The following is a 24,106-nucleotide window of genomic DNA, read 5'->3' as shown; positions in this document are numbered from 1 at the left end:
GTAGTCGGGGCTCCCCGGGGCCTGCCACCCCTACGGGCGCGGGCGGCGTCGGACGGGAGGTGGCACCGGTGGCCGTGGACGCGACACCGTGGGCGGCGGCACCCGACGGCGTGCGGGCCGTCGTGCTCGACCTCGACGGGGTGCTGGTCGACAGCCTCGCCGTGGCCCGGGAGGCGTTCGCCCTCGCGTACGCCGAGGTGGTCGGCGACGGCGTGGCCCCGGTCGAGGAGTACTGCCGCCACCCCGGCCGGTACCTGCCGGAGGTGCTGGAGCTGATGGGCCTGCCGGCGGCGCTGGCCGGGCCGTTCGTGCGGGAGAGCAACCGCCTCGCGCACCGCGTCACCCCGGTCGAGGGGGTGCCGGAGCTGCTCGGCACGCTGCGTCGGCGGGGGATCGGGCTGGCCGTGGCCACCGGCCGCAGCGGAGTCCGCGCCCGGGACCTGCTCGGCCGGCTCGACCTGCTGCCGCTCGTCGACCACGTGGTGGGCTCGGACGAGGTGCCCCGACCGAAGCCCGCGCCCGACATCGTGCGGCGGGCGCTGCGCCTGCTCGGGGCCCGCCCGGGCGAGGCGCTGATGGTCGGCGACGCGCCCAGCGACCTGGCCAGCGCGCGGGCGGCCGGCGTGATGGCGGTCGCCGCGTTGTGGGGCGAGTCCGACGAGGAGACCCTGCGCGCCGCCGGCCCGGACGTCGTCCTGACCCGGCTCGACGAGCTGCTGCCGATCTGCCCGGCCCGGCGGTGACCGGCCCCGCACGGACCGGGTCTGGACGCCGCGTGTCCCGATTCCCGCGTCCGGCCGGCGGTGACGGGCCCGCGCCGACCGGACACCTGCGGTGACCGGTCGGCACCCCTGCCTCCGGGGCGCGTGCGCGGCCGGTACCCCTGTCCCGCGCCGGTTCCCGGTCGGACACCCCCGATTTGTCAACTGATCAGTTGATTGGCGCATCGGTTGGCCGGATGATGTCGGGCGTCGGTCGGCCTGGTGCCGGCCGGCACCGGCCCGTTCCCGCAAGCCGACGCCGCGATCAGCCGAGGGGTCCCGCCCTTCTCGACGGCAACCCGCACGTGAAGGAGGACCACCCCCCATGCCGGTCATCGAAGTCGATCATCTGCAGAAACGGTACGGCGAGAAGATCGCGGTCGACGACGTCTCCTTCACGGTGGAACAGGGCGAGATCTTCGGCGTGCTCGGCCCGAACGGGGCCGGCAAGACGACCACGGTCGAGTGCGTGCAGGGCCTGCGCCGCGCCGACGGCGGCACCATCCGGGTGCTCGGGCTCGACCCGATCCGCGACCGCACCGAGGTGCGGCAGCGCGTCGGCGCCCAGCTCCAGGAGAGCCAGCTGCCCGACAAGGTGCGGGTGTGGGAGGCGCTGGACCTGTACCGGTCCTTCTACCGCAACCGGGCCGACATCGACGAGCTGCTGACGGACCTCGGCCTGGCCGAGCAGCGCAACACGTACTTCCAGAAGCTCTCGGGCGGGCAGAAGCAGCGCCTGTCGGTGGCCCTGGCGCTGGTCGGCAGGCCGGAGGTCGCCATCCTCGACGAGCTGACCACCGGCCTGGACCCGCAGGGCCGCCGGGACACCTGGGACCTGGTCGAACGGATCCGCGACCGGGGCGTCACCGTCGTGCTGGTCACCCACTTCATGGAGGAGGCGCAACGCCTCTGCGACCGGCTCGCGATCATCGACAAGGGGCGGGTGGTGGCCATCGACAGCCCCGCCGGCCTGCTCACCCGGGTCGGCTCCGAGCACCGGGTGCACTTCCGTCCCGCCGAGCCCGTCGAGGACGCCCTGCTGCTCGCGTCGCCCGACGTGACGGGGGTGTCGCGCTACCGCGACGAGGTGACGGTGACCGGCACGAAGGACGTGCTCCAGGCGGTCATGTCCGTGCTCAACGGGCGCGGGATCGGCTACGACGCGCTGCGGGTCGAGCAACCCACCCTCGACGACGCGTTCGTCTCCCTCACCGGCCGCTCGGGCCGGACCGCCGCGCAGTCCCCGACCGACGGGAGGTCGTCGTGAGCGCCCTGTCCAAGCTGATCGCCGTCGAGACGAAGCTGTTCCTGCGGGAACCGGTGTCGTTGTTCTTCGTCTTCGCCCTGCCGATCGGCCTGATGCTCGTCTTCGGGCTGCCGCAGCGCGCCGGTACGGCCGCCGACACCGGGCAGCACGCCGAGCAGACCTTCCTGCCGTCGCTCGCTCTGGCCCTCACCATCGGCATGCTCGCGCTCTTCACCCTGCCGATGGCGCTCGGCATCTACCGGGAGCGCCGGGTGCTGCGCCGCCTGGCGACCACCCCGGTGCAGCCCAGCCTCCTGCTGGTGGCCCAGGTGGTGGTCAACCTGGTGATGGGCGTCCTCGGCGCGGTGGTCACCGCGATCGCCGTACGGTTCCTGCTGGACCAGCCGGCACCGGCCAACCTGCCCGGGTTCGTGCTGGCCTTCCTGCTCGGGGTGGCGTGCCTCTTCGCCGTCGGCCTGCTGATCGCGGCGCTCGCGCCGTCGGCCAGGGCGGCGCAGTCCATCGGCCCGGCGCTGTTCTTCCCGCTGCTCTTCCTGGCCGGCGCCTGGCTGCCGCGCGACCGGATGCCGGCCGCCCTGGCCGCCATCGCCGACTACTCGCCGCTGGGCGCCACGGTGGACACCCTCGGCGCGGCGTGGGCGGGCGCGAACCCGGAGCTGCCGCAGCTGATCGCCCTGGCGGTGACGGCCGTGGTCGGTTCCGTAGCGGCCACCCGGTTCTTCCGCTGGGAGTGATCCCCCGCACCGTCGTGGTCGGTACGGGGGACATCGTCGCTGCCCAGGGCCGTTCCTAGGGGTGACCTAAGGGTGTCGGGCGAATGTGATCTGGATTACGTTCGGAGCAGAACGGGCGGCCGGTGACCGGACAAGGACGTTCGACCGCGAAGCGTCCGTTCACCCGGCAACGGGTGTCGTCAGACCTGTGTGGACGCCGCCGCACCACGCGGCGGCCCGTCCAAGGTGTGCGGAATGCGACGGAGGTCGTGCCATGAAGGACGTTTCGCAAGCTGATCCGGTCACCCGGGACGCCGCCGGCGTCATCGACGTCGTCCTGGAGGGCGGCCCCGTCGACCTGCCGGCGGATCTGCGCAGCCGCCGGGTGGCCAGGGCGGAGGAGAAGATCAAGGTCCTGCACTACGGCGGGTACGAGCACTTCGAACGGGGCGCCGCCCCGGGGGCGCTCGACCTTCCGGTGGTCTTCCGCTGGACCGGCCGGACCCGGATCGCCGAGTAGGGAAGGGCGCAGCAGTCTCATGAGGGCACAGGACCACCGGCCGGGGCCGCACCTGACGGTCAGCGACACGAACGAAGCCATCGCCTTCTACACGGACGTCTTCGACGCCGTCGCGATCCAACGGGAGTGTCTGCTCGACGGGCGCGTCCTGCACGCGGAGCTGGCCGTCGGCGGCCACCGTCTGACCGTCAGCGAGTGGCACGAGGCGGGCACGGCGTCGGCGGTGGAGAGCCGTGACGACGTGCTGACCATCGAGCGGACGGACCCCGAGTCGGTGCTGCGGCGGGCGGTGGCCGCCGGTGCCCGCGTCGAGACGCCGGCGGACCCGTCGCGCCAGGTGACGCTCCGCGATCCCGCCGGCCTGTGCTGGGCCGTCGTGGGTCCGCAGCGGGCGGCGTAGGCGAGCTTCCACGCCCGCCGCCGCGGTGGGCCGAGACCGTGACAGGGCCCGCGCACCTAGCGCGGGCCCTGCTCGCTGGCACCGTCCCCCGCGCCGACCTCACCCCCGCACCCGCGCCCGGTGGGCGTTGCGGGTGCGTACGGCGAAGAAGAGCGCCGCGGCCCGGCGGACGTCCCCCGGGCGGCGCGGGTCCGTGGCGATCCCGTGCAGCAGGTCCCGGTCGGCCCGCTCCGCCGCCAGCGTCGTCAACAACGAGAAGCACTCCCGCGCGCCGTCGCGGCCGGCGGGACCGTCCGGACCGGCGGACCAGTGGGCGAGCAGCGCCGCCAGCACGTCCGCCCGGAACGACGGCGTGCCGGCCCCGGCGGTGCCCCGGCCGGCGAGCAGGTGCCCCGCGGCGATCGCCCCGTCGGGTCGCGTCAGCCGGGCGCGCAGGAAGGCCGGCGCGACGGCCGCCCGGCTGATCGCCTGCAACGCCACGAACCGCGCCGAGCCCGTGTTCATCAGCGTCACCCACTCGTCCGGCCGCCAGTCGCGGGCGAGCGGCCCGGCCGCCAGGTACTCCACCAGGCTGGGCCAGACCGAGGTCAGGGCGTGCCGGTCGGCACGGAAGAGATCGGTGGCGAGCAGGATCTGGCGTACGCGCGCGGGCCAGTCGGGCAGCACCGTCGCGGGGGGAGCCGGGGCGTGCGCCGCCGACCAGTCGACGACCGCCGCCACCGGATCGCCCCCGGCGACGGCGGCGGTGGCCGCCACCTCGACCAGATCCGTGTGCCGGGTGTCCAACCAGGCGGCGACCGCCTCGCCCCCGGCCGGGTGGCGGCGCAGCGCCTCGCAGGCGGCGTCGAGGCTGTCCCGGCCGCCGCGCAGCAGGGCGCGGACGAACTCGTCGAGCAGGGCGGCCGGGCCGGGCTGCGTGGCCGCCCCCGCCTGCCCACCCTCCCAGACCAGCACCGCGACGGTGGCGGTGAGCGGATTGTGCACCGGGTCGGTGATGCGCTGCGCGTGCGTCCAGTCCAGGAACCTGCGGGCGGCGTCGCCGTCGGGGAACCAGCGGGCCGCCAGCAACGCCACGTCGGCGTCGGTGAAGTGCGCGAGGTGGTACGCCGGGTAGCCGTCGCCCAGCACGGCCAGCTCGTCCTCGGCCAGGTGCCGGGTGGTCACCAGGAGCCGCCAGGGCCGCGGCGCACCGGCCGGGCCGGGGGAGCGGGCCAGCTCCGCGAGGCGGTTGAGGACGACGGCCCGCTCGTCCGGGTCGGCGACGGCGTCCAGCGCGTCGACGCAGACCAGCCACCGCCGGCCGGGGACGGGTGGTCGCTCGACGTCGATCGGCGCGCCCTCCCCGGGGTACGCCTCGGCGAGCGCGGCGGGCAGCGGCTGGTGCACCAGGGCGGACGCCGGCAGGCTCACCAGCACCGGCCCGGGCGGACAGCGCCGCCGCCGGCCGCGCCCGGCCAGCCACCGCCGCGCCGACCGGGCGCTCTCGTAGCGTACGAGCGCCGTCTTGCCACTGCCCGGCTCCCCGATCAGCAGCACGTTGCCGCCGCCGGTGAGCAGGTCCGCGACGTCCACGCCGTCGCCGGACGGCGTGAGCCGCGGCACCGCCCGGCGCGGCACGTACACCTCGGACAACGGCTTGACGTAGCCCCCGAAGCGGTGCGGATGGACGATGCCGGCGTCCGCCTCGCCGCGCCAGACCGGGCGCAGCGAGGCCCACCAGCCGCGCCGGCCCCGGGCGTGGCGGTGCAGGGCGACGCCCGCGGTGGCGAGCGCGGTGGCGAGCGCCACCGTGCCGCTGACGACGCTGGCGACCTTGTCGGAGACGTCCAGGTCCATCGGCGCTCAGGACCGGCCGGCGCCGGGCCGGTCGGCCGACAGGTGGTGCGCGCCGCACCCCTCGCAGTACGCGCCGGTCTGCTCCTCGTCGCAGTGCCGCCACGGGGCGGGCGGGCCGGTCGGCGCGGCCCGCTGCGCCGGCGGCTCCTGCGGCCCCCACCGCGACGTCTGGTGGGCCACCACCAGGGAGGACTGGGTGAGGCGAACGTCGACGTCGGGCTTGAGCCGGACCCGGCCCCCGGCGGCGTCCAGGACGTCCACGACGCGGGCGAGCAGGGCGACGTCGTCGTCGCGGCCCGTGGCGTGGGCGAGCGCCACCGCGCGCCCGAGGTGCTCCTCGGCCTCCGGCACCCGCCCCGCCCGGGCGGCCGACAGCCCCCGCTGGACCGCCGCCGCGTAGTCCTGCTGGCGGGTGTAGTACGCCACGCTCTCGTTGATCTCCGAGTACCGCAGGGCGTCCTCGGTCCACTCCACGGTGAGCGGCGCCTCGACGGGCGCGGCGTCGGCACCGGCGTGCACGCTCAACCAGCCGACGCGCCGCCGCGCCCCGGGCGCCATCGCGTCGACCTCCAGGGCGACGTGGTAGTCGCGCTGGTCGTGCGGGCTCCACGCGCCGACGGGGTAGTCGGTGGACAGCTCGCCGGCCGGCTCGCCGCGCCCGCTCAGGTCGGCGAGCGCCGGGTGCACCTGCTTGACGAAGCGGACCCGGGCCAGCCCGGTGGTGCGTACGCGCAGCCGCACGTGGGGGACCCGCCGGGACATCGCCCGGCCCAGCACCGCCCGGAAGTCGTCGGCGAGCCCGGTGAGGTCCTCCACCGGCACGACGGGGTTGGCGCCGAGCGCCTCCGCGATGCCCAGCAGCTCCGCCGCGTCCCAGTCGTGTACGCCGTCGGCGGAGCCGATGGCGCGGCAGTCGACGGTGAACCGGCCCACGCAGTCGTCCACCGCAGCCTGCAGGTCGGCGGGGCGCTGGGACTCGTTGCGCCCGTCCGTGAGCAGGATGACGTGCCCGATCGCGTCCGGTCGCGTCGCCAGCAGCTGGCGGGCCAGCAGCAGCCACGTGCCGATGGCCGTGCCGCCGTGCGGGGTGACGTGCCGCAGCGCCCTGCGGGCGGCGGCGCGGGTGCTCTCGTCGGCTACCGCCAGCCGCCGGTCGCCCGGGTAGACCATGGTGGCGTGCCCGGTGCCGGACACCACCGCGAACGCCACCCCGTCCGGCAGGGCGTCGACGGCCGCCAGGGTGGCCTGCCGGGCGGCGCGCATCTTGGCCTGCGGCGCCCCCATCGAGCCCGACGAGTCGAGCAGGATCACCTCGGCCAGGTCGCCGTGCCGGACGTCCGGGTGGGCCGGTTCCTCGCCCCGGACGGTGGCGACGACGTCGAGCACCGCCCCGTCGGCGGGGACGCACTCGGTGTGGTGCACGCGCAGCCGCAGCGGCAGGTCGTTCACGGGGGACCTCTTTCCGTCGGGGCCGGCGGCCGGGGTCACCACCACGTCACCGGCCGGTACGCGTTGGCCAGCTCGACGAGCGCGATCCGCTCCCGCCGGTCGGCGGTGCGTCGGGCGCGGGAGCGGCACCGGCGCTCGAACGCGCGGCGCAGGGCGTCCTCGTCGAGCCGGTGACCGAACAGCCGCCGGTCGCCGTGGCGCCCCTCGGTCAGGTCGCAGTCCAGCGCGATCCGCAGGATGTGCGCCTCCACCTCCTCGCGTTCGCCGAACGGGGGCAGCTTGTCGACGATCGCGGCGGCGTCGAGCGCGGCGTCGAGCCGGCGCCCGTCGTCCGGCGCGTCGAGCAGGATCCGCACCGCGCAGGTCACCGCCACCGTCGAGGCACGGGAGGACTCCGGCACCCGCAGCAGGGCGTCGGCCGCGCTGCGCGCGTCGGCCGTCGCCAGCAGGCAGCGGGCCAGCCCGAACGCCGCACCCACCACGCCCGGGTCGGCGTCCCACACCCCCCGGTAGTGGTCGGCGGCCGTCCGCGGGTCGCCGTCGAGTTCGCAGGCCACCGCGTACGCGAGCCGGGTGGACACCTCGCCGGGCAGCCAGCCGTAGACCTGCTCGAAGCGGCGTCGGGCGGTGGCGGTGTCCCGCCCCACCAGGGCCACCAGGCCGCGGTGCCACCACAGCGCCCAGTCCCGCAGGTCCTCGGGGAAGTCGGCGAGCAGCGGGCCCGCCTCGGCCACCCGTCCGGCGGCGAGGTGGGCCCGTACGGCGCGGTAGGTGACCTGTGCGGTCCGCTGCGGCGCGGTCTTCAGCAGCTCGATGAGTTCGGCCGGGTCGGCGGCGCCGAGCGAGGCGAGGAACCCGGCGGCCGGGTCGGTGCCGTCGACCAGGGGTACGGGCAGGCCGAGCATGATCTCCACGACGTCGAGGGCGGCGCGGTCGGTGTGCAGCGCGAACGCGCACGTGGACGGGCTGAACAGGGTGGAGCGGGTCGGCCGGGGCACGCCGTCGGTGGCGGAGCCGACCTGCCGGCGTACGCCCCGGACCTGCTCGCGCATCTCGGCCGCCGAGGCGAACCTGTCCTCCGGCTCGGCGGCGGTGGCGCGGGCGAGCAGCCGCAGGAACGGGTCGAGCCGCGCGGGAACGGGCAGCCGCAGCAGGTCCGCACCCGGCGGGATCCGGGTCACCTCGGTGGAGCGGGGCACCAGGGTCAGCGCGGCGAGGGTACGCCCCACGGTGTAGAGGTCCGACCGCACGCTGGGACCGGCCGGCCCGAGCCGCTCCACCTCCGGCGCCGTGTAGCCCACCGTGCCCCACGCCGGGCTGACCGTGTTGTCGATGCGGCGGGCCGCGCCGAAGTCGACCAGCTTGATCGGGTCGTTGGTGCCCTGGCCGCCGACGCGCATCACGTTCTCGGGCTTCAGGTCGCAGTACAGCCAGCCCTGGTCGTGCAGGTACTCGAAGGCGTCGAGGATCTGCACGGCGTACCCCAGCGCCTGCGCCACGTCCACGGCGCAGGACCCGCCGCCCGGTCCGGCCGTGCTGCGCGCCTCCTCCAGGGTGCCACCGTTGACGTACTCCATCACCAGGTAGCCGCCGTCGCGGTCGGACTCGGGCCGCAGCGCGTGGGTGATGGTGACGATCCTCGGGTGGTTCAGCGCGATCAGCGCCTGCCGCTCGGCGACGAACGCCGCGACGGCCTCCCGGTCCTCCGGGTTGCGCTGTCCCTTCAGCACCCGCCAGGCGCCGTCCATGTCCTCGTCGCGGGCGAGGAACACCCACCCGACGCCGCCGTTGCCCAGGCAGCCCTCGATCCGGTAGCGCCCGGCGCGCAGGTCACCGTCGGCCAGCGGCGGGGTGAAGGAGTAGCGGGTGCCGCAGTCGGGGCAGAACCCGGCGACCCGGGGCAGCCGGGGACCGCGGTGCCGGTGGCATCTCGTGTTGCCGCAGTAGCGGGAGTGCTCGGGCACCACCGCCTGCGACACCACCGCCGTCAGGGGGTCGTGGGGCCGCGCGGTCGGCAGCACGGCCGGTCGCTCCCACGGCCGCGACGTCGTCCGGGGCGGTCGCGGATCGGCCACGGGCGGCCGGACCGCCGCGCCACCCACGTCGGCCCCGCCCGCGCCGAGGCACTCGTGGCCCCACAGCCGGCAGAACCCGTCCTCGTCGACGGCGCCGGGGCAGTTGCGTTGCGCGCAGTCGCGGTTCACCGTCATCGCGTACCCCCGTTCACGGCCCGCTGGTAGGCCCGCACCGCCCGGCTCGCGTCGGTCAGCGCGAAGGCGTCGGGTCGCAGCGCGGCCAGCGCCTCCCGGTAGGCACGCTCGACCTGCGGGTGCTCGGCCCGGCCCTCGTCGGCGGCCTTCTGCCGGTACGCCTCCAGCCGCCCGGTCAGCTCCGCGTGGCAGCCGCGGCGCAGTCGGCGCCGCGCGGTGTCGGTCCGCTCCACCGCCCGGTCGACGGCGGCCCCCAGCGACCCGTCGTCGCGTTCCGGCTGGACGTCGCCGCGCCACCACTGGCCCCGGCCCGCCGCCTCGGCGGCGCCGAGCCGGTCGAGCAGCGCGTCGACCGCGAGCGCCGCCACCGGGTCCGTCCCGTCGCCCAGCCCCTCGGCGGCGGCCTCCGCCGCGAGCCGCCGCAGCCGCTCGACCGAGGAGCGCAGCCGCTGCGCCCGGACCGTCAGCCGGTCCCGGCCGTGCGCGTCGACGATCCGGCGGATCCGGGCCACGTGCTCGCGGGCCGCGACCAGGATCTCCTGGACGCTCATCGCCTCCACGGTCACCGGCTCGCCGGTGGCCGCGGTGAACCGGACCTGGCACGGGTCGGCCAGCAGCCGGGCCAGCACCTGAGCGCCCGCGCCCGTCGGCTCCTCGACGCCGTCGAGGTCGTCCACGAGCCGGTCGAGGGCCAGCGACAGGCAGCCGAGCCGGTGCAGCAGGCCCCGGGCCTCCTGGGCGGGCGCGGCGGCCGGGCCGTCGGGCTGCCGGAAGGCGTCCGTGACCAGCTGCTGCACGTCGAGCAGGTGCTCGCAGACCCAGGCGTGCGCGGCCAGGGCGGCGTCGAGGCGTTCGCGCACGGCCATTCCCCCACCGCCCATCAGTCGGCCGGCGCGGGGGTGGCCGGCGCGGGATCGGGCGGCGGCCAGGCCGTGGTGGCCGGCCCGGGCGAGGGCATGCCCCGGTCCCGGTGGCCGGCGAGCCACCGGTCGTGGGCCTGCTGCCACACCGTCGCCGTACGCGGCTGCGCCAGCACGTGGTTGACGAACGCGACCAGGTCCCGGCCGTCGGTCAGGCGGAACGCGAAGGCGTGCGGCTCGTCGGTGAACCAGGTGCAGTCCTCGTCCCGGTGGTGCTCGCAGGAGCGCCGCTCCTCCCGGGGCGCCTCGGTCACCAGGGTCGTGTCCGGGGCCATCCGGGCGAAGCCCAGCAGGATGTTGTCGTCGGTGCTGACGCCGTCGACCTGGCCCTGACGCAGCATGACCAGGCAGTCGACCGGGTGCGGAGCGTGCACCGGGACCGGCCGCAGGCCTCCCGTGGTGCGGTAGCCGGCGATCATCGCCAGCGAGGTGGTGTTCGCGGCGGCGCAGACCCGCCGGCCGCCGAGCTGTTCCATGCCCGCGAACTCGGGTGTGCCGTCGGGGCGCTTGCGGACCAGCACCGTCTGCCCGGAGTCGAGGTAGTCGTTGGAGAACAGCACCAGCCGGGCCCGCTCGCAGGAGGCCGTGAGCGACGTGGCGACGACGTCGATCTCACCTTTGTCCAGCATGGTGAAGGCACCCTGGCCGGGCGGCACCGCCTTGAAGGTGAGCCGGCTGCGCGGGTCGTCGGCCGGCCAGAGGGCGCGGGCCACCGCCAGCATCAGCTCGATGTTGAAGCCCTCGAACCGCTGGCTGCTGGCGTCCCAGTGGCTCATGGTGGCGTCGGACGGGTCCACGCCCGCGACCAGTTCGCCCCGGTCGAGGATCCGGCGCGGGGGCGTCGGGTCGGGCGGGAAGCTGCGGCGTACGGGGCAGATTCCGCCGGTCGCGTCGGTGGTCGGCGCGGTCGCCACCCCCGGTGGCCGCGCGGGGGGCGCGGGAGCCGGCGTCGCGGGGGCGGCGCACCCGGCCAGCGTCGCCAGGAGCGCGAGGAACGCGGCCCGGCGTCGGGTCCGCGTGGAGGTCGGCCGGGGCGTGGTCACTGGTACTCCCGGTGGCGCTGGCGCAGTCCGGCGACCACACCGGCGGCGGCGAGCAGGGTCACCCAGGCGGCTGCGGCGCCCAGGTGGCGGCGCGCCTCGGGCAGGTCGGCGACCATGCGGGAGACCTCCTCGTTGCGGGTGGTCAGTTCGGTCAGCAGGTGCCCCTCGGCGGCGACGAACGCCCGGCCCGCCGGTCCCTCGGCGAGCACGGTGTCGACCGCCGCGCGGAACGCGTTGGGGGTCTTGATCTGCCGGGCCGGCCAGACGTCCTCCTCCAGGTCGGTGCAGTCGATCCGGTCCGGTGTCTCCCGCCCGGCGGCGGGGGCGAGGCAGAGGTCCCGGCTGTCGAAGTCCGCCTTGTGCCCGGCCGGGTCGACGCTCGCGCCGAGCCCCAGGTAGACGTCGGCCCGGCCGGCGAGCAGGGCGCCGAGCCGCTGCTGGGTGGCGCTCTGCGCGTCGATCGCCCGTTCCAGCTCCGGGAACCCCCGGTCGGCGTCAGGCCAGTGCCACCACGAGGAGACCAGCATGGCCAGGACCGCCGTGGTGCCCACCGAGGCCAGCAGCAGGCCCGGGTTCAGCCGGCGCCGGGTCCGCCGGCGCAGCCATACCTGGACCACCACCAGCGCGGCGAGCGCGGTCAGCGGGACCAGGATCGACGCGGCCAGCCACGGGCGGGCGTCGGCGCGGGCGTCGAGCAGCAGCCTGGTGTCGTAGTTCCACAGGCCCTGGGCGGCGGTGAGCAGCTCGGTGGACATGTAGTGCGACGCCTGGCGCGCGTACGCGGAGGCGAGCACCGCGCGGGCCGCCGGGCTGCCCGTCCCGGCCTGTTGCGTCGTCGCCGGCGGGCAGGGGCGCCGGTTTCCCGTGGCCGTCGCGGACAGCGGACCGGCCACCCGCAGGGCGGCGCACACCACGTCGCGGTAGACCTTCAGCCGGGCGGCGATCGTCGCCAGTCGGGTCAGGCGGGCCGGGTCGCCCACGGCGTTGCCCATCGAGTCGGTCAGCGTGCGCTCGACCTCGTGCACGGACGCGTCGTAGGCGGCCACCAACGAGGCCCGTCGGTCCTCGGTCGGTGGGAGCAGGAAGACGGCGCTGGCGGCGACGTCCGCGTCGGCGAGGCCCTGGTAGATCTCCCGGGCGGTCGTGCTGGTGCCCACGGCGGTCGCGGCGGAGCGTTCGCCCAGCGTGGTTGCCGACGGGCGGGACTGCACGGCGACGACGGCGGTGGCGGCCAGCGCGGCGAGCAGCACGGCGCCGCTGAGCACGATCAGCGCCGGGGTCGTCCGGAGGACGTCGCGGAGCCGGCCCGTCCCGGCCGGGCGCGCCGGCCCGGCGGACCGGTCGGCCCCGGTCTGGTCCCCCGTGTGCGACGCCATTCCCGTCCTCCCGCTCGCGAGGGCCCCGTCCGGCGCCCTCCTGGCGGAAGGCGTCGCGGCACCGGTGGCGGCCCCGTCCACCCCGCCGGCGGCCGTCGGCGCGAGGGCCGGCAGTCGGTCGGGTGATCACGGACGGGGGAGGACCAGGGTGGCATTTCCGCTGCCCGGGCGGCACACGTGTGTCCGGTATCTGACCTGAGCGTGACCGTGCGAACACGCGCGGAGAGGGTCAGGGCGCCGGGTCGTCGGCCTCGCCGCGGGCCGGGAAGGCCAGGGCCAGCGTGAGGTCGAGGACCGTCGCCGGGTCGGTCAGGCGATCGCCGTACAGCTCGCGCAGCTTGCCCATCCGGTAGCGCACGGTCTGCGCGTGCACGAACAGGTCGGCGGCCACGTCGTCGCGCCGGCCCTGGTGCAGCAGCCAGGAGCGCAGGGTCTCGGCGAGCCGGTCGGCGGTGCCGGGCGGCAGCGACGCGAGCGGCGCGAGGACCCGGGCGCGCAGGTCGGCGAGCCCTTCCGGGTCGGTGCTGAGCACCAGCTCCGCGAGGTGCTCCTCGGTGTCCAGCGCCGGCCCGTCGTCGGCCGGGCGCAGGCCGAGCGACAGGGCCCGGACCGCCCGCTGGTAGGACGAGGCGACCACGGTCCAGGGCCGGGCGGGGCCGAGCACGGCGCGGCGGCCGTGCAGCACCCGGGCGAGCTGCCGCCGCCGGTCGCCGTGTGTGTCGGGCACCAGCAGCACCGCCAGGTCCTCGCCCGCCCCGCCTGCCGCAAGGTCGTCGCCGCTCTCCAGGGTGCGCGGGTGCAGCAGCGCGAGCGCCGCGCGGAGGTTGGCCCGGGGCAGCAGGACGACGGTGAGGCTCTGCGGCGGCGGCCAGTCGGCCCGCTCGGCGCTGCGCAGCAGGGCCTCCTCGGGCTCCCCGGCAAGCAGCCTCTGGGTGAGCCGTTCCAGGTTGCGCCGCCGGGCCCGTCCGGCGCTGGCCAGCTCGTCGGCGTGCCCGGCCACGCTCGCGGCGGAGAGTTCGTCGATGTACGCGAACATCAGTTCGGCGAACTCGGCGACGGTCGCGGCCGACGACCCGCCCTGCACGGTGGTGGTGGACATCTCCCGCCAGGAGACCCGGGCGCCGACGCGGTACGCGGCGAGCAGGGCGTCCATGCTCCGGCCGGAACGCGCCTCGCCACTGCCGAGGGCGTACGCGGCCTCCAACGCGCCGCCGAGCGGGATGCTCGGGTCGCCGCCGTGGGAACGCCCGATGAGCTGGAGGAACGTGCCGAGGGCGAGCTGCACCGCCGTCTCGATCTTCTCGCGCATCTGGCCGGTGAGGGTGCCGGAGTAGCTCGGTACCTCGGCGGTGATGGCGGTGATGGTGCGCTCGGCGAGCAGGGGGAGCCGCTCGTGCAGCTCGCCGGCCACCCGGGCGTCCAACTCGAGCCGGGCCGCGCGCCGCGTGGCCTCCGAGCGTTCGGACACGTTGTTCCCTCCGCACAAAAAGCCTCGTCCGGTTCACCTTCGCAGGTCAAGATTTTATGCCATTCGGCGGGCGACCATCGAATCATGACCACCACCGTCCCGAACCCCTCCGGGAAGGCGGCCCTGCGGGGCCGGATCCTCCGGCTGGCCGCGTCGGTCACCACCCCGCTGCTGCCCGACGACTACCTCGACATGGTCGCCCCGCTGCGCTCCGGCGCCGACCTGCGCGGGCGGATCCTCGCCGTACGCCCCGAGACCGCCGACGCGGCGACGCTGGTGATCCGGCCCGGCCGCGACTGGCGCGGGCACACCCCCGGGCAGTACGTCCGCCTCGGCGTCGACGTCGACGGCGTACGCCAGTGGCGGGCCTACTCGGTGACCTCCGCGCCGCAGCGCCGGGGCGGACCGATCTCGGTGACCGTCAAGGCCATCCCCGACGGGGTCGTCAGCAACCACCTCGTCCGCCGGACCCGGCCCGGGACGCTGGTGCAGCTCGACCAGGCCCAGGGCGACTTCGTGCTGCCGGGCCGGCCGCCGGCCCGGGTGCTCTTCGTGACGGCGGGCAGCGGCGTCACCCCCGTCATGGGGATGCTGCGCGCCGACGTGCTGGGTGGCGCCGACGTCGTCGTGGTGCACTCGGCGCCCACCCCGGACGACGTGATCTTCGGCGCCGAGCTGCGGGACCTCGCGACGCGGGGCGCGATCCGGCTGGTGGAGCGGCACACCGACAGCGACGGGCTGCTCACCGTGGCCGACCTCGAGCGCCTCGTGCCCGACCACCTCGACCGGGAGACCTGGGCCTGCGGCCCGGTCGGCCTGCTCGACGCCCTCGAGGAGCACTGGACGGCCGCGGGGCACGGCGACCGGCTGCACACGGAGCGGTTCCGCCCCACCGTCATCTCGGCCGGCGAGGGCGGCGCCGTCACCTTCGTCCGCTCGGGCGTGACCGTCGCCGCCGACGGCGCGACCCCGCTGCTCGACGCCGGCGAGAACGCCGGGGTGCTGATGCCCTCGGGCTGCCGGATGGGCATCTGCTTCGGCTGCGTCCTGCCGCTGCGTCAGGGCGCGGTTCGGGACCTGCGTAACGGGGAACTGACCACGGCGGTGCCCGGCGACGGCGTCCGCATCCAGACCTGCGTGTCGGCGGCGGCCGGCCCCTGCGACATCGACCACTGACCGGAGTACCTGACGTGACCGTGATCCAGAACAAGCCCGTCAACCCGATCGCCCACCTCACCGCCGAGGACATCGAGACCATCGGCAAGGAACTCGACGCGATCCGCGAGCGGGTGGTCGCCGACCGGGGCGAGCGCGACGCCGCCTACATCCGCCGGGTCATCTCCACGCAGCGCAAGCTGGAGATCGGCAGCCGGGTCGTGCTGCTGTTCTCCCTCTTCCCGCCCGCCTGGATCGTGGGCACCGCCGGCCTGACCGTGGCCAAGATCCTGGAGAACATGGAGGTCGGCCACAACGTCCTGCACGGCCAGTGGGACTGGATGCGCGACCCGAAGATCCACTCCACCACCTGGGAGTGGGACCACGTCTCGCCCGCCGAGCAGTGGAAGCACTCGCACAACGAGCTGCACCACACGTACACGAACGTCCTCGGCAAGGACAACGACCTCGGCTACGGCATCATGCGCGTCGACGAGGACCAGCGGTGGCACCCGTTCCACCTGGGGCAGCCGCTGTGGAACTTCATCAACGCCTGCTTCTTCGAGTACGGCATCGCCGCGTACGACCTGGAGCTGGGGCGCAACCTGCGCAAGGGCCGGCACAAGAGGCCGGAGTTCCGGGCCCGGGCGCGTGCCGTGGGCCGCAAGATCCGCCGGCAGGTGCTCAAGGACTACGTCGTGCACCCGCTGCTGTCCGGGCCCTCGTTCCTGCACACGCTGGCCGCCACCTTCACCGCCAACCTCCTGCGCAACCTGTGGAGCCACTCGGTGATCATGTGCGGGCACTTCCCGGAGGGCGTGGAGACCTTCTCCCGGCGCTCGATCGAGGGCGAGACCCGCGGCGAGTGGTACCTGCGGCAGATGCTCGGCTCGGCCAACATCAGCGGCAGCCGGCTGATGCACATCATGACCGGCAACCTGTCGTTCCAGATCGAGCACCACCTCTTCCCGGACCTGCCCAGCAACCGCTACCAGGAGATCGCCCCCGAGGTGCGGGCCCTGTTCGACCGGTACGGGCTGAAGTACACCACCGGCTCGCTGCCCCGACAGGTCTTCTCGGCGTGGCGGAAGGTCGTCCGGCTCTCGCTGCCCAACCGCCAGACGCCCCGCCGCGCCGACGAGCGCCCCGCCCCGGCCCTCGCCACCTCCGGGGTCTGATCCTCCTCCGGCACCGCCGCCCGCCGCGAAACGCGCTGGGCGGCGGCGCCGGGTCCGCGTACAGTCGGGGCATGGAGATCAGGCGCTTCTTCGCCGCCGCGGCCGCGCGAGCTTCGCGCTCGTCGGTCGCCGCCGCCTGACCTCACCATCTCCCGCCGGCGACCGGAAACGGTCCGCCGGCTTCTCGTCTCCGTCGGCCCGCCGGTCTCCCGGTGGTCGGACCCTTTCCGGTCGTCCGAACCCGGAAAGGCCACCGCCATGACGTACGACCCGATCAGCCGCACCTTCCTCGACTTCTTCCGCGAGCGCGGCCACGAACTCGTGCCCGACGGCTCCCTGATCCCGCCGCCGGGTGACCCGGTGCTCTTCACCACCTCCGGCATGCACCCGCTGACCCCCTACCTGGAGGGTCGACCCCACCCGCTGGGCCGGCGGCTGGTCAACGTGCAGCGCTGCCTGCGCACCACCGACCTGGACGAGGTGGGCGACCGCACCCACCTGACCCTGTTCCGGATGCTCGGCTCCTGGTCGCTCGGCGACTACGACCTGCCCCGCAGCCTGCGGTGGGGCTACGAACTGCTGCGTGACGGTTTCGGCGTGCCGCACGACCGGATGCACGTGACCGTCTTCGGCGGCGACGACCGGGTGGGCCCGGACGAACCCTCGCTGCGTACGTGGGGTGAGCTGGGTGTGCCCGTGGAGTTGACCGGGGAGGAGAACTGGTGGTCCAACGGCCCGACCGGGCCCTGCGGACCCGACACCGAGATCTTCGTCTGGACCGGCGACGGCCCGCCCCACGGCACTCCGGGCACCGACGAGCGGTGGATGGAGGTCTGGAACCACGTGGGGATGCGCTACCACCGGCACGGCGACGGCCGACTGACGCCGCTGCGGCAGCCCAACGTGGACACCGGGATGGGCCTCGAACGGCTGGAGATGGTGCTGCGCGGGCACCGCTCGGTCCACGAGGGGGAGGGGCTCGTGCCGTGGGTGCGCGGCGTCTGCGACGTGTGGGGCCTGCGGGACGCGTCGCTGCGCGTGGTCGGCGACCACCTGCGCACGGGCGTGGTGGTGGTCGGCGACGGCGTACGCCCCTCGAACACCGGCCGCGGCTACGTGCTGCGCCGGCTGTTGCGCCGGACCCTCACCACGCTGTGGCGCGACGAGGCGTCCAGGACCCTGTCCGACCTGCCGACCGCGCCGGTGCGACACACCCTCGACAGCTTCCGCCAGCCCGTGACCGTCGACGAGGTGCGCGAGGTGTTCACCGGCGAGGAACGGCGGTTCCGGGAACTGCTGCGTCGCGGCCGGCCGGTGGTCCTGCGGCGCCGGTCCCGGGGCCCGCTGACGGACGCGGACTACCGGGACCTGCACGACACCCACGGGCTGCCCCGCGACCTCGTCGACGGCCTGCTCGCCGAGGCGGGCTGACCCCGCCGCCCGCGCGCCGCCCGTCGTCGTGGCCGACGCTTCCGGCCGCCTCCTCGACGACCTTCCTGCCGATGAAGGGCGATCCGCGACGGCAGGGCGTCGATGCGAGGGTCGTCCGCCGTCCGGCCGGTACCGGGACACCCCGGTGCCCGGCCGGACGGCGGGCCGCGCCGCTACCGGGCGTAGGTCTCGAACTCGGCGACCTTCGGGCTGCCGCCCGAACTGGTGATCCTGAAGGTGATCTTGGCCAGTGACGTGGCGGGGAAGGTGATCGCGCCCGCCCCGCTGCCGGAGGCCAGGACGGCGCCGCTGCCGTGGTTGACGAGCTGCCAGGACCCGATGCTGCCCTGGGTGCCCGAGGGCTCACGGATGACCACCCTGGACACCGTGGTGGCGGAACCCCACTTGATGGAGATGTCCCCGGTCGCGCCGGCCGGCGACCAGTACGTGCTCAGGCTGCCGTCGCGCACGTTGCCGTAGCTCGTGCCGCTGGCCTTGCTGGAACCGTCGGAGCCGGCCCCGATGCTGAGGTTCGGCCCGGCGGGCTGGGTCGGCGTCGGCGCGGGGCTGGTCGGCGCCGGGGTCGGGCTGGTCGGCCCCGGCGCGGGGGTGGTCGGCGCCGGCGTCTGCGGCGAGCAGCTGCCGTTCGACTCCCGCAGGCCCGTGTTGGCGCCTGCCGTCTGGCGGACGACGTCCGGCACGCAGCTGGCCGCGTCGAGGCTGTAGGCGTACGGGATGCTGACGGTGGTGTTGGACTGCGGGTTGGGGCCGGCCGGGTTGTTGTCGCTGCCGGGGCTGGACCAGGTCACGTTGTCGAAGATGTTGCCGGCGACCTGCCAGTAGCCGGCCTCGCTGGTGTAGAAGGTGCCCAGGACGTCCTTGGAGTTGCGGAAGTAGTTGTTCTCCACCTTGGCCCTGGCGCCGGCGCGGGAGTTGATGCCGGACTCGTGCAGGCTCACGTAGTGGTTGTTGTAGATGTGCGCGATGCCGCCGCGCAGCAGGGGCGTACGGGAGTCGATGTTCTCGTACAGGTTGTGGTGGAACGTGACGAAGCCGTTCGAGCGGTCGCTCTCGCTGGAGCCGATGAGGCCGCCCCGGCCGGAGTTGCGCAGGATGCTGTAGGACAGGGTCACGTACTGGGTGTCGTCCTTCATGTCGAACAGGCCGTCGTAGCCCTCCGACTCGCCGCCGGAGGCCTCCAGCGTGGCGTGGTCGACCCAGACGTTGCGGACGCCGCTCTCCATGCCGATGGCGTCGCCGCCGTTGGATGTGGGTGAGCCGGACTTCTTGACGTTACGGACGGTCACGTTCCGGATGATGATGTTGCGGGACTCGCGGATGTGGATGCCCAACTGGTCGAAGACGGCTCCGGTGCCGACCCCGATGATCGTGACGTTGCTGATCTGCTTGAGCTCGATCACGCCGGCGGCGGTGCTGCAACTGTTGCCGGACACCTTGGCGGTGTTGCCGTGGTTGATCGTCCCCTGGACCTCGATGATGATCGGGGTGCTGCTGCTGGGCCGGGTGCACAGGGCCGTGTGGATGCCGGTCCCCGTGCTGACCCGCACCGTCTGCCCGCCCGCCCCGCCGGTGGTCCCGCCGTTCTGGGTCGCGTAGCCGGTGGCGGCGCCCGCGGCCGCCGACGCCTCGTGCATCGGCAGGACCGCGACGCCGATCGCGGCCCCGACGGCCGTCGTGGCCAGTGCCACCTGGAGTCGCAGTGCGACTGGTCGTCTCATCTTCGCCTCGTCTCTCAGTTCGGATACGGGTGTTGCTGCGTGTCTGTCGTGTCGGCGGTCCGCCGGGGGCCGTCCGTCGCCGGCCGGTCGTCGGTGGACGTCCGCGTGGAACTCGCCCCGCTGTCGATCGCTCGGCGGTCGCGCCGCCGGCCCCGACCGCCGAGGTCGTCGGTGCCGGCGCGGGACACCGTGAGCGCGCTCCCGCCCGCTCCGCCCGTGGTGCCGCCCGTCGTCGCCGCTGCCCGGAAAGCGCTTTCCAGCGAGGATAGGGAGATGTCTATGCCCATGGCAAGGGCGTGCCCGGATTGCGGGGTGATGGGCTGATGCGTCCGGCGGCGCGGCGCGTCCGGTGGGCGCGGCGGGGTGGTGCGCCGGCGGGCCGGATCAGTCAGGATGACCTGCGCGAGGGCGTCGCCCGGCCGCGCCGCGGCCGACGGCCCGCCCGACGACGGAAGGAGACCCGTGTCGTCCACCCTGCTCTCCCGTCGCGACCTGCGCTTCCTGCTGCACGACTGGCTGGAGGTGACCCGGCTGACCGAGCGGCACCGCTACGCCGAACACTCCCGGGAGACCTTCGACGCCGTGCTGGAGCTCGCCGAGCGGGTGGCCACCGAGCGGTTCGCCCCGCACAACCGGGCCGCCGATCTCGCCGAGCCCACCTTCGACGGCCGTCGGGTGCACACCATCCCGCAGGTCAAACAGGCCCTCGACGTCTTCGCCGAGACGGGGCTGCTGGGTGCCGGCATGGACGCGTCGGTCGGCGGCATGCAACTGCCGCACGTCGTGCAGGCCGCCTGCTTCGCCTGGCTCCAGGCCGCCAACGTCGGCACCTCGGCGTACCCGCTGCTGACCCTCGGCAACGCCAACCTGCTGCTGGCGCACGGCAGCCCCGAGCAGATCGACACCTGGGTTCGGCCGATGGTGCAGGGGCGCTTCTTCGGCACCATGTGCCTCTCCGAGCCGCACGCCGGCAGCTCGCTGGCCGACATCACCACGCGCGCCGAGCCACAGGACGACGGGACGTACCGGCTGCACGGCACCAAGATGTGGATCTCGGGCGGCGACCACGAGCTGTCGGAGAACATCGTCCATCTCGTCCTCGCCCGGATCCCCGGTGGTCCGCCCGGGGTGAAGGGCATCTCGCTGTTCATCGTCCCGAAGGTGCTGCTGGCCGACGACGGCGCGCCCGGCGCCCGCAACGACGTCGTGCTGGTCGGCCTCAACCACAAGATGGGCTACCGCGGCACCACCAACACCCTGCTCAACTTCGGCGAGGGCGTGCACCGGCCCGGCGGGCGCCCCGGCGCGGTCGGCTACCTGGTCGGCGAGCCGCACCAGGGCCTGGCGCAGATGTTCCACATGATGAACGAGGCGCGCGTCGGGGTGGGCGCCGGCGCCACCGCCCTGGGCTACACCGGCTACCTGAAGTCCCTCGCGTACGCCCGCCAGCGGCCGCAGGGCCGCCCGCTGGCCGACAAGGACCCGGCGACGCCGCAGGTGCCCATCGTCGCCCACCCGGACGTACGCCGGATGCTGCTGGCGCAGAAGAGCTATGTGGAGGGCGCCCTGGCGCTGGTCCTCTACTGCGGCCGGCTGCTCGACGAGGAGAAGACCGCGCCGGAGGCGGCCGACCGGGAGCGGGCCCGCCTGCTGCTGGACGTGCTCACCCCGATCGCGAAGAGCTGGCCCTCGCAGTGGTGCCTGGCCGCCAACGACCTGGCCATCCAGGTGCACGGCGGCGCCGGCTACACGCGGGACTACGACGTCGAGCAGCACTGGCGCGACAACCGGCTCAACCCGATCCACGAGGGCACCCACGGCATCCAGGCGCTGGACCTGCTCGGCCGCAAGGTCACCATGCGCGGCGGGGCCGGGCTGGCGCTGCTCGTGGAGACGGTCCGGGGCACGACCACCCGCGCGTGGAAGGTCGGCGGCGAGGCCGCCGAGCTGGCCGCCGCGCTCGGCGCCGCCCTCGACCGGGTCTCCCTGGTCACCCGGCGGCTGTGGGGCACCGGCGAACCGGAGGTGGCGCTGGCCAACGCGAGCGTCTACCTGGAGGCGGTGGGCCACGTGGTGATCGCCTGGATGTGGTTGGAGCAGTTCCTCGTGGTCGAGGCGGCCGGCGGCCCCGGCGACGGCCCGGACGCCGACCTGCACGCCGGCAAGCGGCAGGCGGCCCGGTTCTTCTTCCGGCACGAGCTGCCCCGCACGGCGGCCCAGTTCGACCTGCTGGACAGCCTCGACCGGACCACGCTGGAGATGCGCGACGACTGGTTCTGACGGCGTGCGCCACCTGCCTATCCTTGCCAGTCATGAACCCCGGTGACGTGTCCGTCCCACCGTCCGCCGCCGGCGCCGAGGAGCGACTGGAGATCCTGCGCCGCTGGTGGCGGCTGCCGGCGCCCGCCCGGCGCGAGGTCCGGCTGCTCAGTCGCTCCGGACGACACCACCCGGATCGGGAGGTGGCCTGGGTGGCCTGGCGCTGGGCGCAGGTCGTGCTGCCGCCGGGGGCACCGGAGCCGGGCCGCGCCCGCAACCTGCTCAGCGCGGCCGGCTTCTGGGTGCAGATCCTGCTGGAGCTCGGTCTCGGCGGCGATCCGACGGACCCGCCCGAGCCGCGCTGGCTCGACCGCCGCCGGGCCCGGCGCATCCTGCGGGCCGGCCCACCCGTCGGCTGAGGGAGGCGGAGGTCCGGCCGCGCCCGAGCGAGGGTCGGTGACCCGTGCCGGTCGAGCTGGGGTCCCGCCGGCCGGCGCCGGTCCAGGCTGGGGTCCCGCCGGCCGGTTCGTTCGCCCCGCCGCGCGAGCGGGACGGTCTCAGCCGTCGGCGAGCAGCCGGTCGCGGACCTCGCGGCGCAGGATCTTGCCGATCTGGGAACGGGGCAGGTCCTCGACGACGACCACGCGGCGGGGGACCTTGTACCCGGCCAGGTGCTGCCGGCACGCCGTCCGGACGTCCGCCTCGTCGGGCTGGGTGCCCTCGTCGGCGACGACCGCCGCCACCACCTCCTCGCCGTGCGCGCCCGGCAGGCCGACCACCGCGGCGTCGCGGATGCCGGGTACGCGTCGCAGCGCGTCCTCCACCTCCGACGGGTAGACGTTGAACCCGCCGGTGATGATCAGCTCCTTGATCCGGTCGACCACGCTGACGAAGCCGTCGGCGTCGGCCACCACGACGTCCCCGGTGCGCAGCCAGCCGTCGGGCAGCAGCGCCGCCGCCGTCTCCGCCGGGCGGTTCCAGTAGCCGGCGAACACCTGCGGCCCCCGGATCAGCAGCTCGCCCGCCTCGCCCGGGGCGCGCTCGCGCGACGGGTCCTCCGGGTCGACGATGCGGATGTCGGTGGACGGGAACGGCACGCCGACCGTGCCCGGCCGCCGGGCGGGGGAGACCGGGTTGCCGAGCGCGACCGGCGAGGTCTCGGTCATGCCGTAGCCCTCGACGAGCAGCCCGCCGGTGACCGACTCCCACAGCTCGACCGTCGCCGGGGGCAGCGCCATGGCGCCGGAGATGGCGTACCGGGCCGAGGAGAGGTCGACCCCGCGCTCCCGGGCGGCCGTGGCCAGCTTCTCGTAGATCGGCGGGACGGCGGGCAGGAAGGTCGGCGGACGGCGACGCACCGTGTCCAGCGTCTGGTCGAGGTCGAAGCGGGGGAAGAGCACCAGCGTGGCGCCGATGCCCACCGAGAAGGTGAGGCAGAGCGTCAGCCCGTACGCGTGGAACAGCGGCAGGACCGCGTACACCGTCTCCTCGCCGTCGCGCAGGCCGGGCACCCAGGCGCGGCCCTGCGCCGCGTTGGTCCGCAGGTTCCGGTGGGTCAGGATCGCGCCCTTCGGGGTGCCGGTGGTGCCGCCCGTGTACTGCAACAGCGCCGTGTCGTCCGGGCCGGGGGCGGGGTGCGCGGCGGCCAGCGGGCCGGCCTCGGCCACCAGCCGCTCCCAGGACAGCGCTCCGGGCGCGGGCCCGGTCATCGCCGCGCGGGTGGCCCGCGCGCGAGCCAGCGGCAGCCGCAGCGCCCAGCGCTTGCGCCGGGGCAGCGCCCGGGTCAGGTCCACCGCGAGCACCGTCTCGACGGCCGTCGCGCCGACGGCCCCCTGCACCAGGGGAGCGACCTTGTCCCAGACCACCGCGACCCGGGCGCCGTGGTCGGCGAGCTGGTGGGTGAGCTCCTGCGGGGTGTAGAGCGGGTTGTGCTCCACCACCACCGCGCCGATCCGCAGCACGGCGTAGAACGCGACCACGTGCTGCGGGCAGTTGGGCAGCACCAGCGCCACCCGGTCGCCCCGGCCGACGCCGAGGCGGCGCAGCGCCTCGGCCGCCCGGCCCACCTGGTCGTCCAGGTCGGCGTACGTGGTGGTGGCGCCGAAGAAGTCCAGCGCGACCCGGGGGCCGAACCGGCGGGCGGCGTCGCGCAGCAGGTCGACCAGCGACTCGTCGGACGGCGTGACGGTGGCCGGCACGCCCGGGGCGTAGCTGCGCAGCCAGGGTCGCTCCGCGCTCAGGTCCATCTCTCTCCTCCGCCGTACGTCCATCGTCCTACCACACGGTAACCTACGGTCGCGTAGGTCCCGACGTCCTGGACGCACCACGAGATCCGGCCGGTGCTGGCGGCGATGCTGCTGATCGGCGCCGACGGCGCCGCC

General features: G+C 75.0%; 20 protein-coding genes. 10 read left to right on the top strand and 10 right to left on the bottom strand.

Annotated features, from left to right (window positions below; genetic code table 11):
- Positions 1 to 68 precede the first annotated feature (68 nt).
- From ACTMS2_RS21420 to ACTMS2_RS21400, 5 genes are all read left to right on the top strand, one after another.
- Entirely contained in the window at positions 69 to 743 is a 675-nt protein-coding gene (locus ACTMS2_RS21420; RefSeq protein ID WP_441176984.1) for an HAD-IA family hydrolase, read from the top strand.
- A gap of 343 nt (positions 744 to 1,086) precedes the next feature.
- Positions 1,087 to 2,028: an ABC transporter ATP-binding protein gene (locus tag ACTMS2_RS21415; protein ID WP_101409437.1), complete on the top strand. Its 942-nt coding sequence runs from the start codon at positions 1,087 to 1,089 to the stop codon at positions 2,026 to 2,028.
- A complete protein-coding gene (locus ACTMS2_RS21410; protein ID WP_089000769.1) occupies positions 2,025 to 2,762 on the top strand; it encodes an ABC transporter permease in 738 nt (245 codons plus the stop codon). Before ACTMS2_RS21415 ends, ACTMS2_RS21410 begins: the two co-directional genes overlap by 4 nt.
- Before the next feature lie 253 nt (positions 2,763 to 3,015).
- Complete coding sequence (locus ACTMS2_RS21405) at positions 3,016 to 3,261, top strand: DUF5988 family protein (protein ID WP_101409439.1); 246 nt, start codon at positions 3,016 to 3,018, stop codon at positions 3,259 to 3,261.
- A 19-nt stretch (positions 3,262 to 3,280) separates the two neighbouring features.
- Positions 3,281 to 3,661 (top strand): VOC family protein, encoded by a 381-nt coding sequence (locus ACTMS2_RS21400; protein WP_441176983.1) that lies wholly within the window; start codon positions 3,281 to 3,283, stop codon positions 3,659 to 3,661.
- A gap of 99 nt (positions 3,662 to 3,760) precedes the next feature.
- Here the strand turns inward: ACTMS2_RS21400 and ACTMS2_RS21395 are convergent, their stop codons facing one another.
- The 7 genes from ACTMS2_RS21395 to ACTMS2_RS21365 all read right to left on the bottom strand — a co-directional run bounded on the left by ACTMS2_RS21395 (position 3,761) and on the right by ACTMS2_RS21365 (position 13,963).
- Positions 3,761 to 5,497 (bottom strand): hypothetical protein, encoded by a 1,737-nt coding sequence (locus ACTMS2_RS21395; RefSeq protein WP_441176982.1) that lies wholly within the window; start codon positions 5,495 to 5,497, stop codon positions 3,761 to 3,763.
- Between the two features lie 6 nt (positions 5,498 to 5,503).
- The gene (locus ACTMS2_RS21390) at positions 5,504 to 6,946 is read right to left on the bottom strand and encodes a VWA domain-containing protein (RefSeq protein ID WP_441176981.1); all 1,443 of its coding nucleotides are present in this window, start codon (positions 6,944 to 6,946) and stop codon (positions 5,504 to 5,506) included.
- A 35-nt stretch (positions 6,947 to 6,981) separates the two neighbouring features.
- The gene (locus tag ACTMS2_RS21385) at positions 6,982 to 9,156 is read right to left on the bottom strand and encodes a tetratricopeptide repeat protein (RefSeq protein ID WP_441176980.1); all 2,175 of its coding nucleotides are present in this window, start codon (positions 9,154 to 9,156) and stop codon (positions 6,982 to 6,984) included.
- Positions 9,153 to 10,016 carry a hypothetical protein gene (locus tag ACTMS2_RS21380; protein WP_441176979.1) on the bottom strand — a complete coding sequence of 288 codons (864 nt, stop codon included), beginning with the start codon at positions 10,014 to 10,016 and terminating at the stop codon, positions 9,153 to 9,155. Before ACTMS2_RS21380 ends, ACTMS2_RS21385 begins: the two co-directional genes overlap by 4 nt.
- A 20-nt stretch (positions 10,017 to 10,036) precedes the next feature.
- Positions 10,037 to 11,119: a transporter substrate-binding domain-containing protein gene (locus ACTMS2_RS21375; protein WP_441176978.1), complete on the bottom strand. Its 1,083-nt coding sequence runs from the start codon at positions 11,117 to 11,119 to the stop codon at positions 10,037 to 10,039.
- Positions 11,116 to 12,495 carry a hypothetical protein gene (locus tag ACTMS2_RS21370; RefSeq protein WP_441176977.1) on the bottom strand — a complete coding sequence of 460 codons (1,380 nt, stop codon included), beginning with the start codon at positions 12,493 to 12,495 and terminating at the stop codon, positions 11,116 to 11,118. The genes ACTMS2_RS21375 and ACTMS2_RS21370 overlap by 4 nt, the downstream gene beginning before the upstream one ends.
- A 229-nt stretch (positions 12,496 to 12,724) precedes the next feature.
- Positions 12,725 to 13,963: a PucR family transcriptional regulator gene (locus ACTMS2_RS21365; RefSeq protein WP_441176976.1), complete on the bottom strand. Its 1,239-nt coding sequence runs from the start codon at positions 13,961 to 13,963 to the stop codon at positions 12,725 to 12,727.
- Between the two features lie 84 nt (positions 13,964 to 14,047).
- Between ACTMS2_RS21365 and ACTMS2_RS21360 the strand changes: the two genes are divergently transcribed.
- The 3 genes from ACTMS2_RS21360 (at position 14,048) to ACTMS2_RS21350 (ending at position 17,727) form a co-directional block, all read left to right on the top strand.
- Positions 14,048 to 15,139: a ferredoxin reductase gene (locus ACTMS2_RS21360; protein ID WP_441176975.1), complete on the top strand. Its 1,092-nt coding sequence runs from the start codon at positions 14,048 to 14,050 to the stop codon at positions 15,137 to 15,139.
- A gap of 14 nt (positions 15,140 to 15,153) precedes the next feature.
- The gene (locus ACTMS2_RS21355) at positions 15,154 to 16,296 is read left to right on the top strand and encodes a fatty acid desaturase family protein (protein WP_441176974.1); all 1,143 of its coding nucleotides are present in this window, start codon (positions 15,154 to 15,156) and stop codon (positions 16,294 to 16,296) included.
- 258 nt (positions 16,297 to 16,554) lie between these two features.
- Positions 16,555 to 17,727, top strand: coding sequence for an alanine--tRNA ligase-related protein (locus ACTMS2_RS21350; protein WP_441176973.1), 1,173 nt, complete (start codon positions 16,555 to 16,557; stop codon positions 17,725 to 17,727).
- 173 nt (positions 17,728 to 17,900) lie between these two features.
- Here ACTMS2_RS21350 and ACTMS2_RS21345 read toward each other — a convergent pair whose 3' ends face one another.
- Both ACTMS2_RS21345 and ACTMS2_RS21340 read right to left on the bottom strand, forming a co-directional pair.
- Positions 17,901 to 19,466, bottom strand: a complete 1,566-nt coding sequence (locus ACTMS2_RS21345) for a pectate lyase family protein (protein WP_441176972.1) — start codon at positions 19,464 to 19,466, stop codon at positions 17,901 to 17,903.
- A gap of 14 nt (positions 19,467 to 19,480) precedes the next feature.
- A complete protein-coding gene (locus ACTMS2_RS21340; protein WP_441176971.1) occupies positions 19,481 to 19,939 on the bottom strand; it encodes a hypothetical protein in 459 nt (152 codons plus the stop codon).
- On the opposite strand from ACTMS2_RS21340, the gene ACTMS2_RS21335 reads away from it, so the two are divergent.
- Together ACTMS2_RS21335 and ACTMS2_RS21330 are read left to right on the top strand one after the other, a co-directional pair.
- Positions 19,929 to 21,746, top strand: coding sequence for an acyl-CoA dehydrogenase (locus ACTMS2_RS21335; protein ID WP_441176970.1), 1,818 nt, complete (start codon positions 19,929 to 19,931; stop codon positions 21,744 to 21,746). The genes ACTMS2_RS21340 and ACTMS2_RS21335 overlap by 11 nt on opposite strands.
- 32 nt (positions 21,747 to 21,778) lie before the next feature.
- A complete protein-coding gene (locus ACTMS2_RS21330; RefSeq protein WP_441176969.1) occupies positions 21,779 to 22,144 on the top strand; it encodes a hypothetical protein in 366 nt (121 codons plus the stop codon).
- A gap of 138 nt (positions 22,145 to 22,282) precedes the next feature.
- Here the strand turns inward: ACTMS2_RS21330 and ACTMS2_RS21325 are convergent, their stop codons facing one another.
- Positions 22,283 to 23,971 (bottom strand): long-chain-fatty-acid--CoA ligase, encoded by a 1,689-nt coding sequence (locus tag ACTMS2_RS21325; RefSeq protein WP_441176968.1) that lies wholly within the window; start codon positions 23,969 to 23,971, stop codon positions 22,283 to 22,285.
- Positions 23,972 to 24,106 lie beyond the last annotated feature (135 nt).

The sequence above is a fragment of the Micromonospora sp. SD12 genome (assembly GCF_052068495.1).
Lineage (GTDB): Bacteria > Actinomycetota > Actinomycetes > Mycobacteriales > Micromonosporaceae > Micromonospora > Micromonospora echinofusca.
This window is presented reverse-complemented; position numbering and strand designations above follow the sequence as displayed.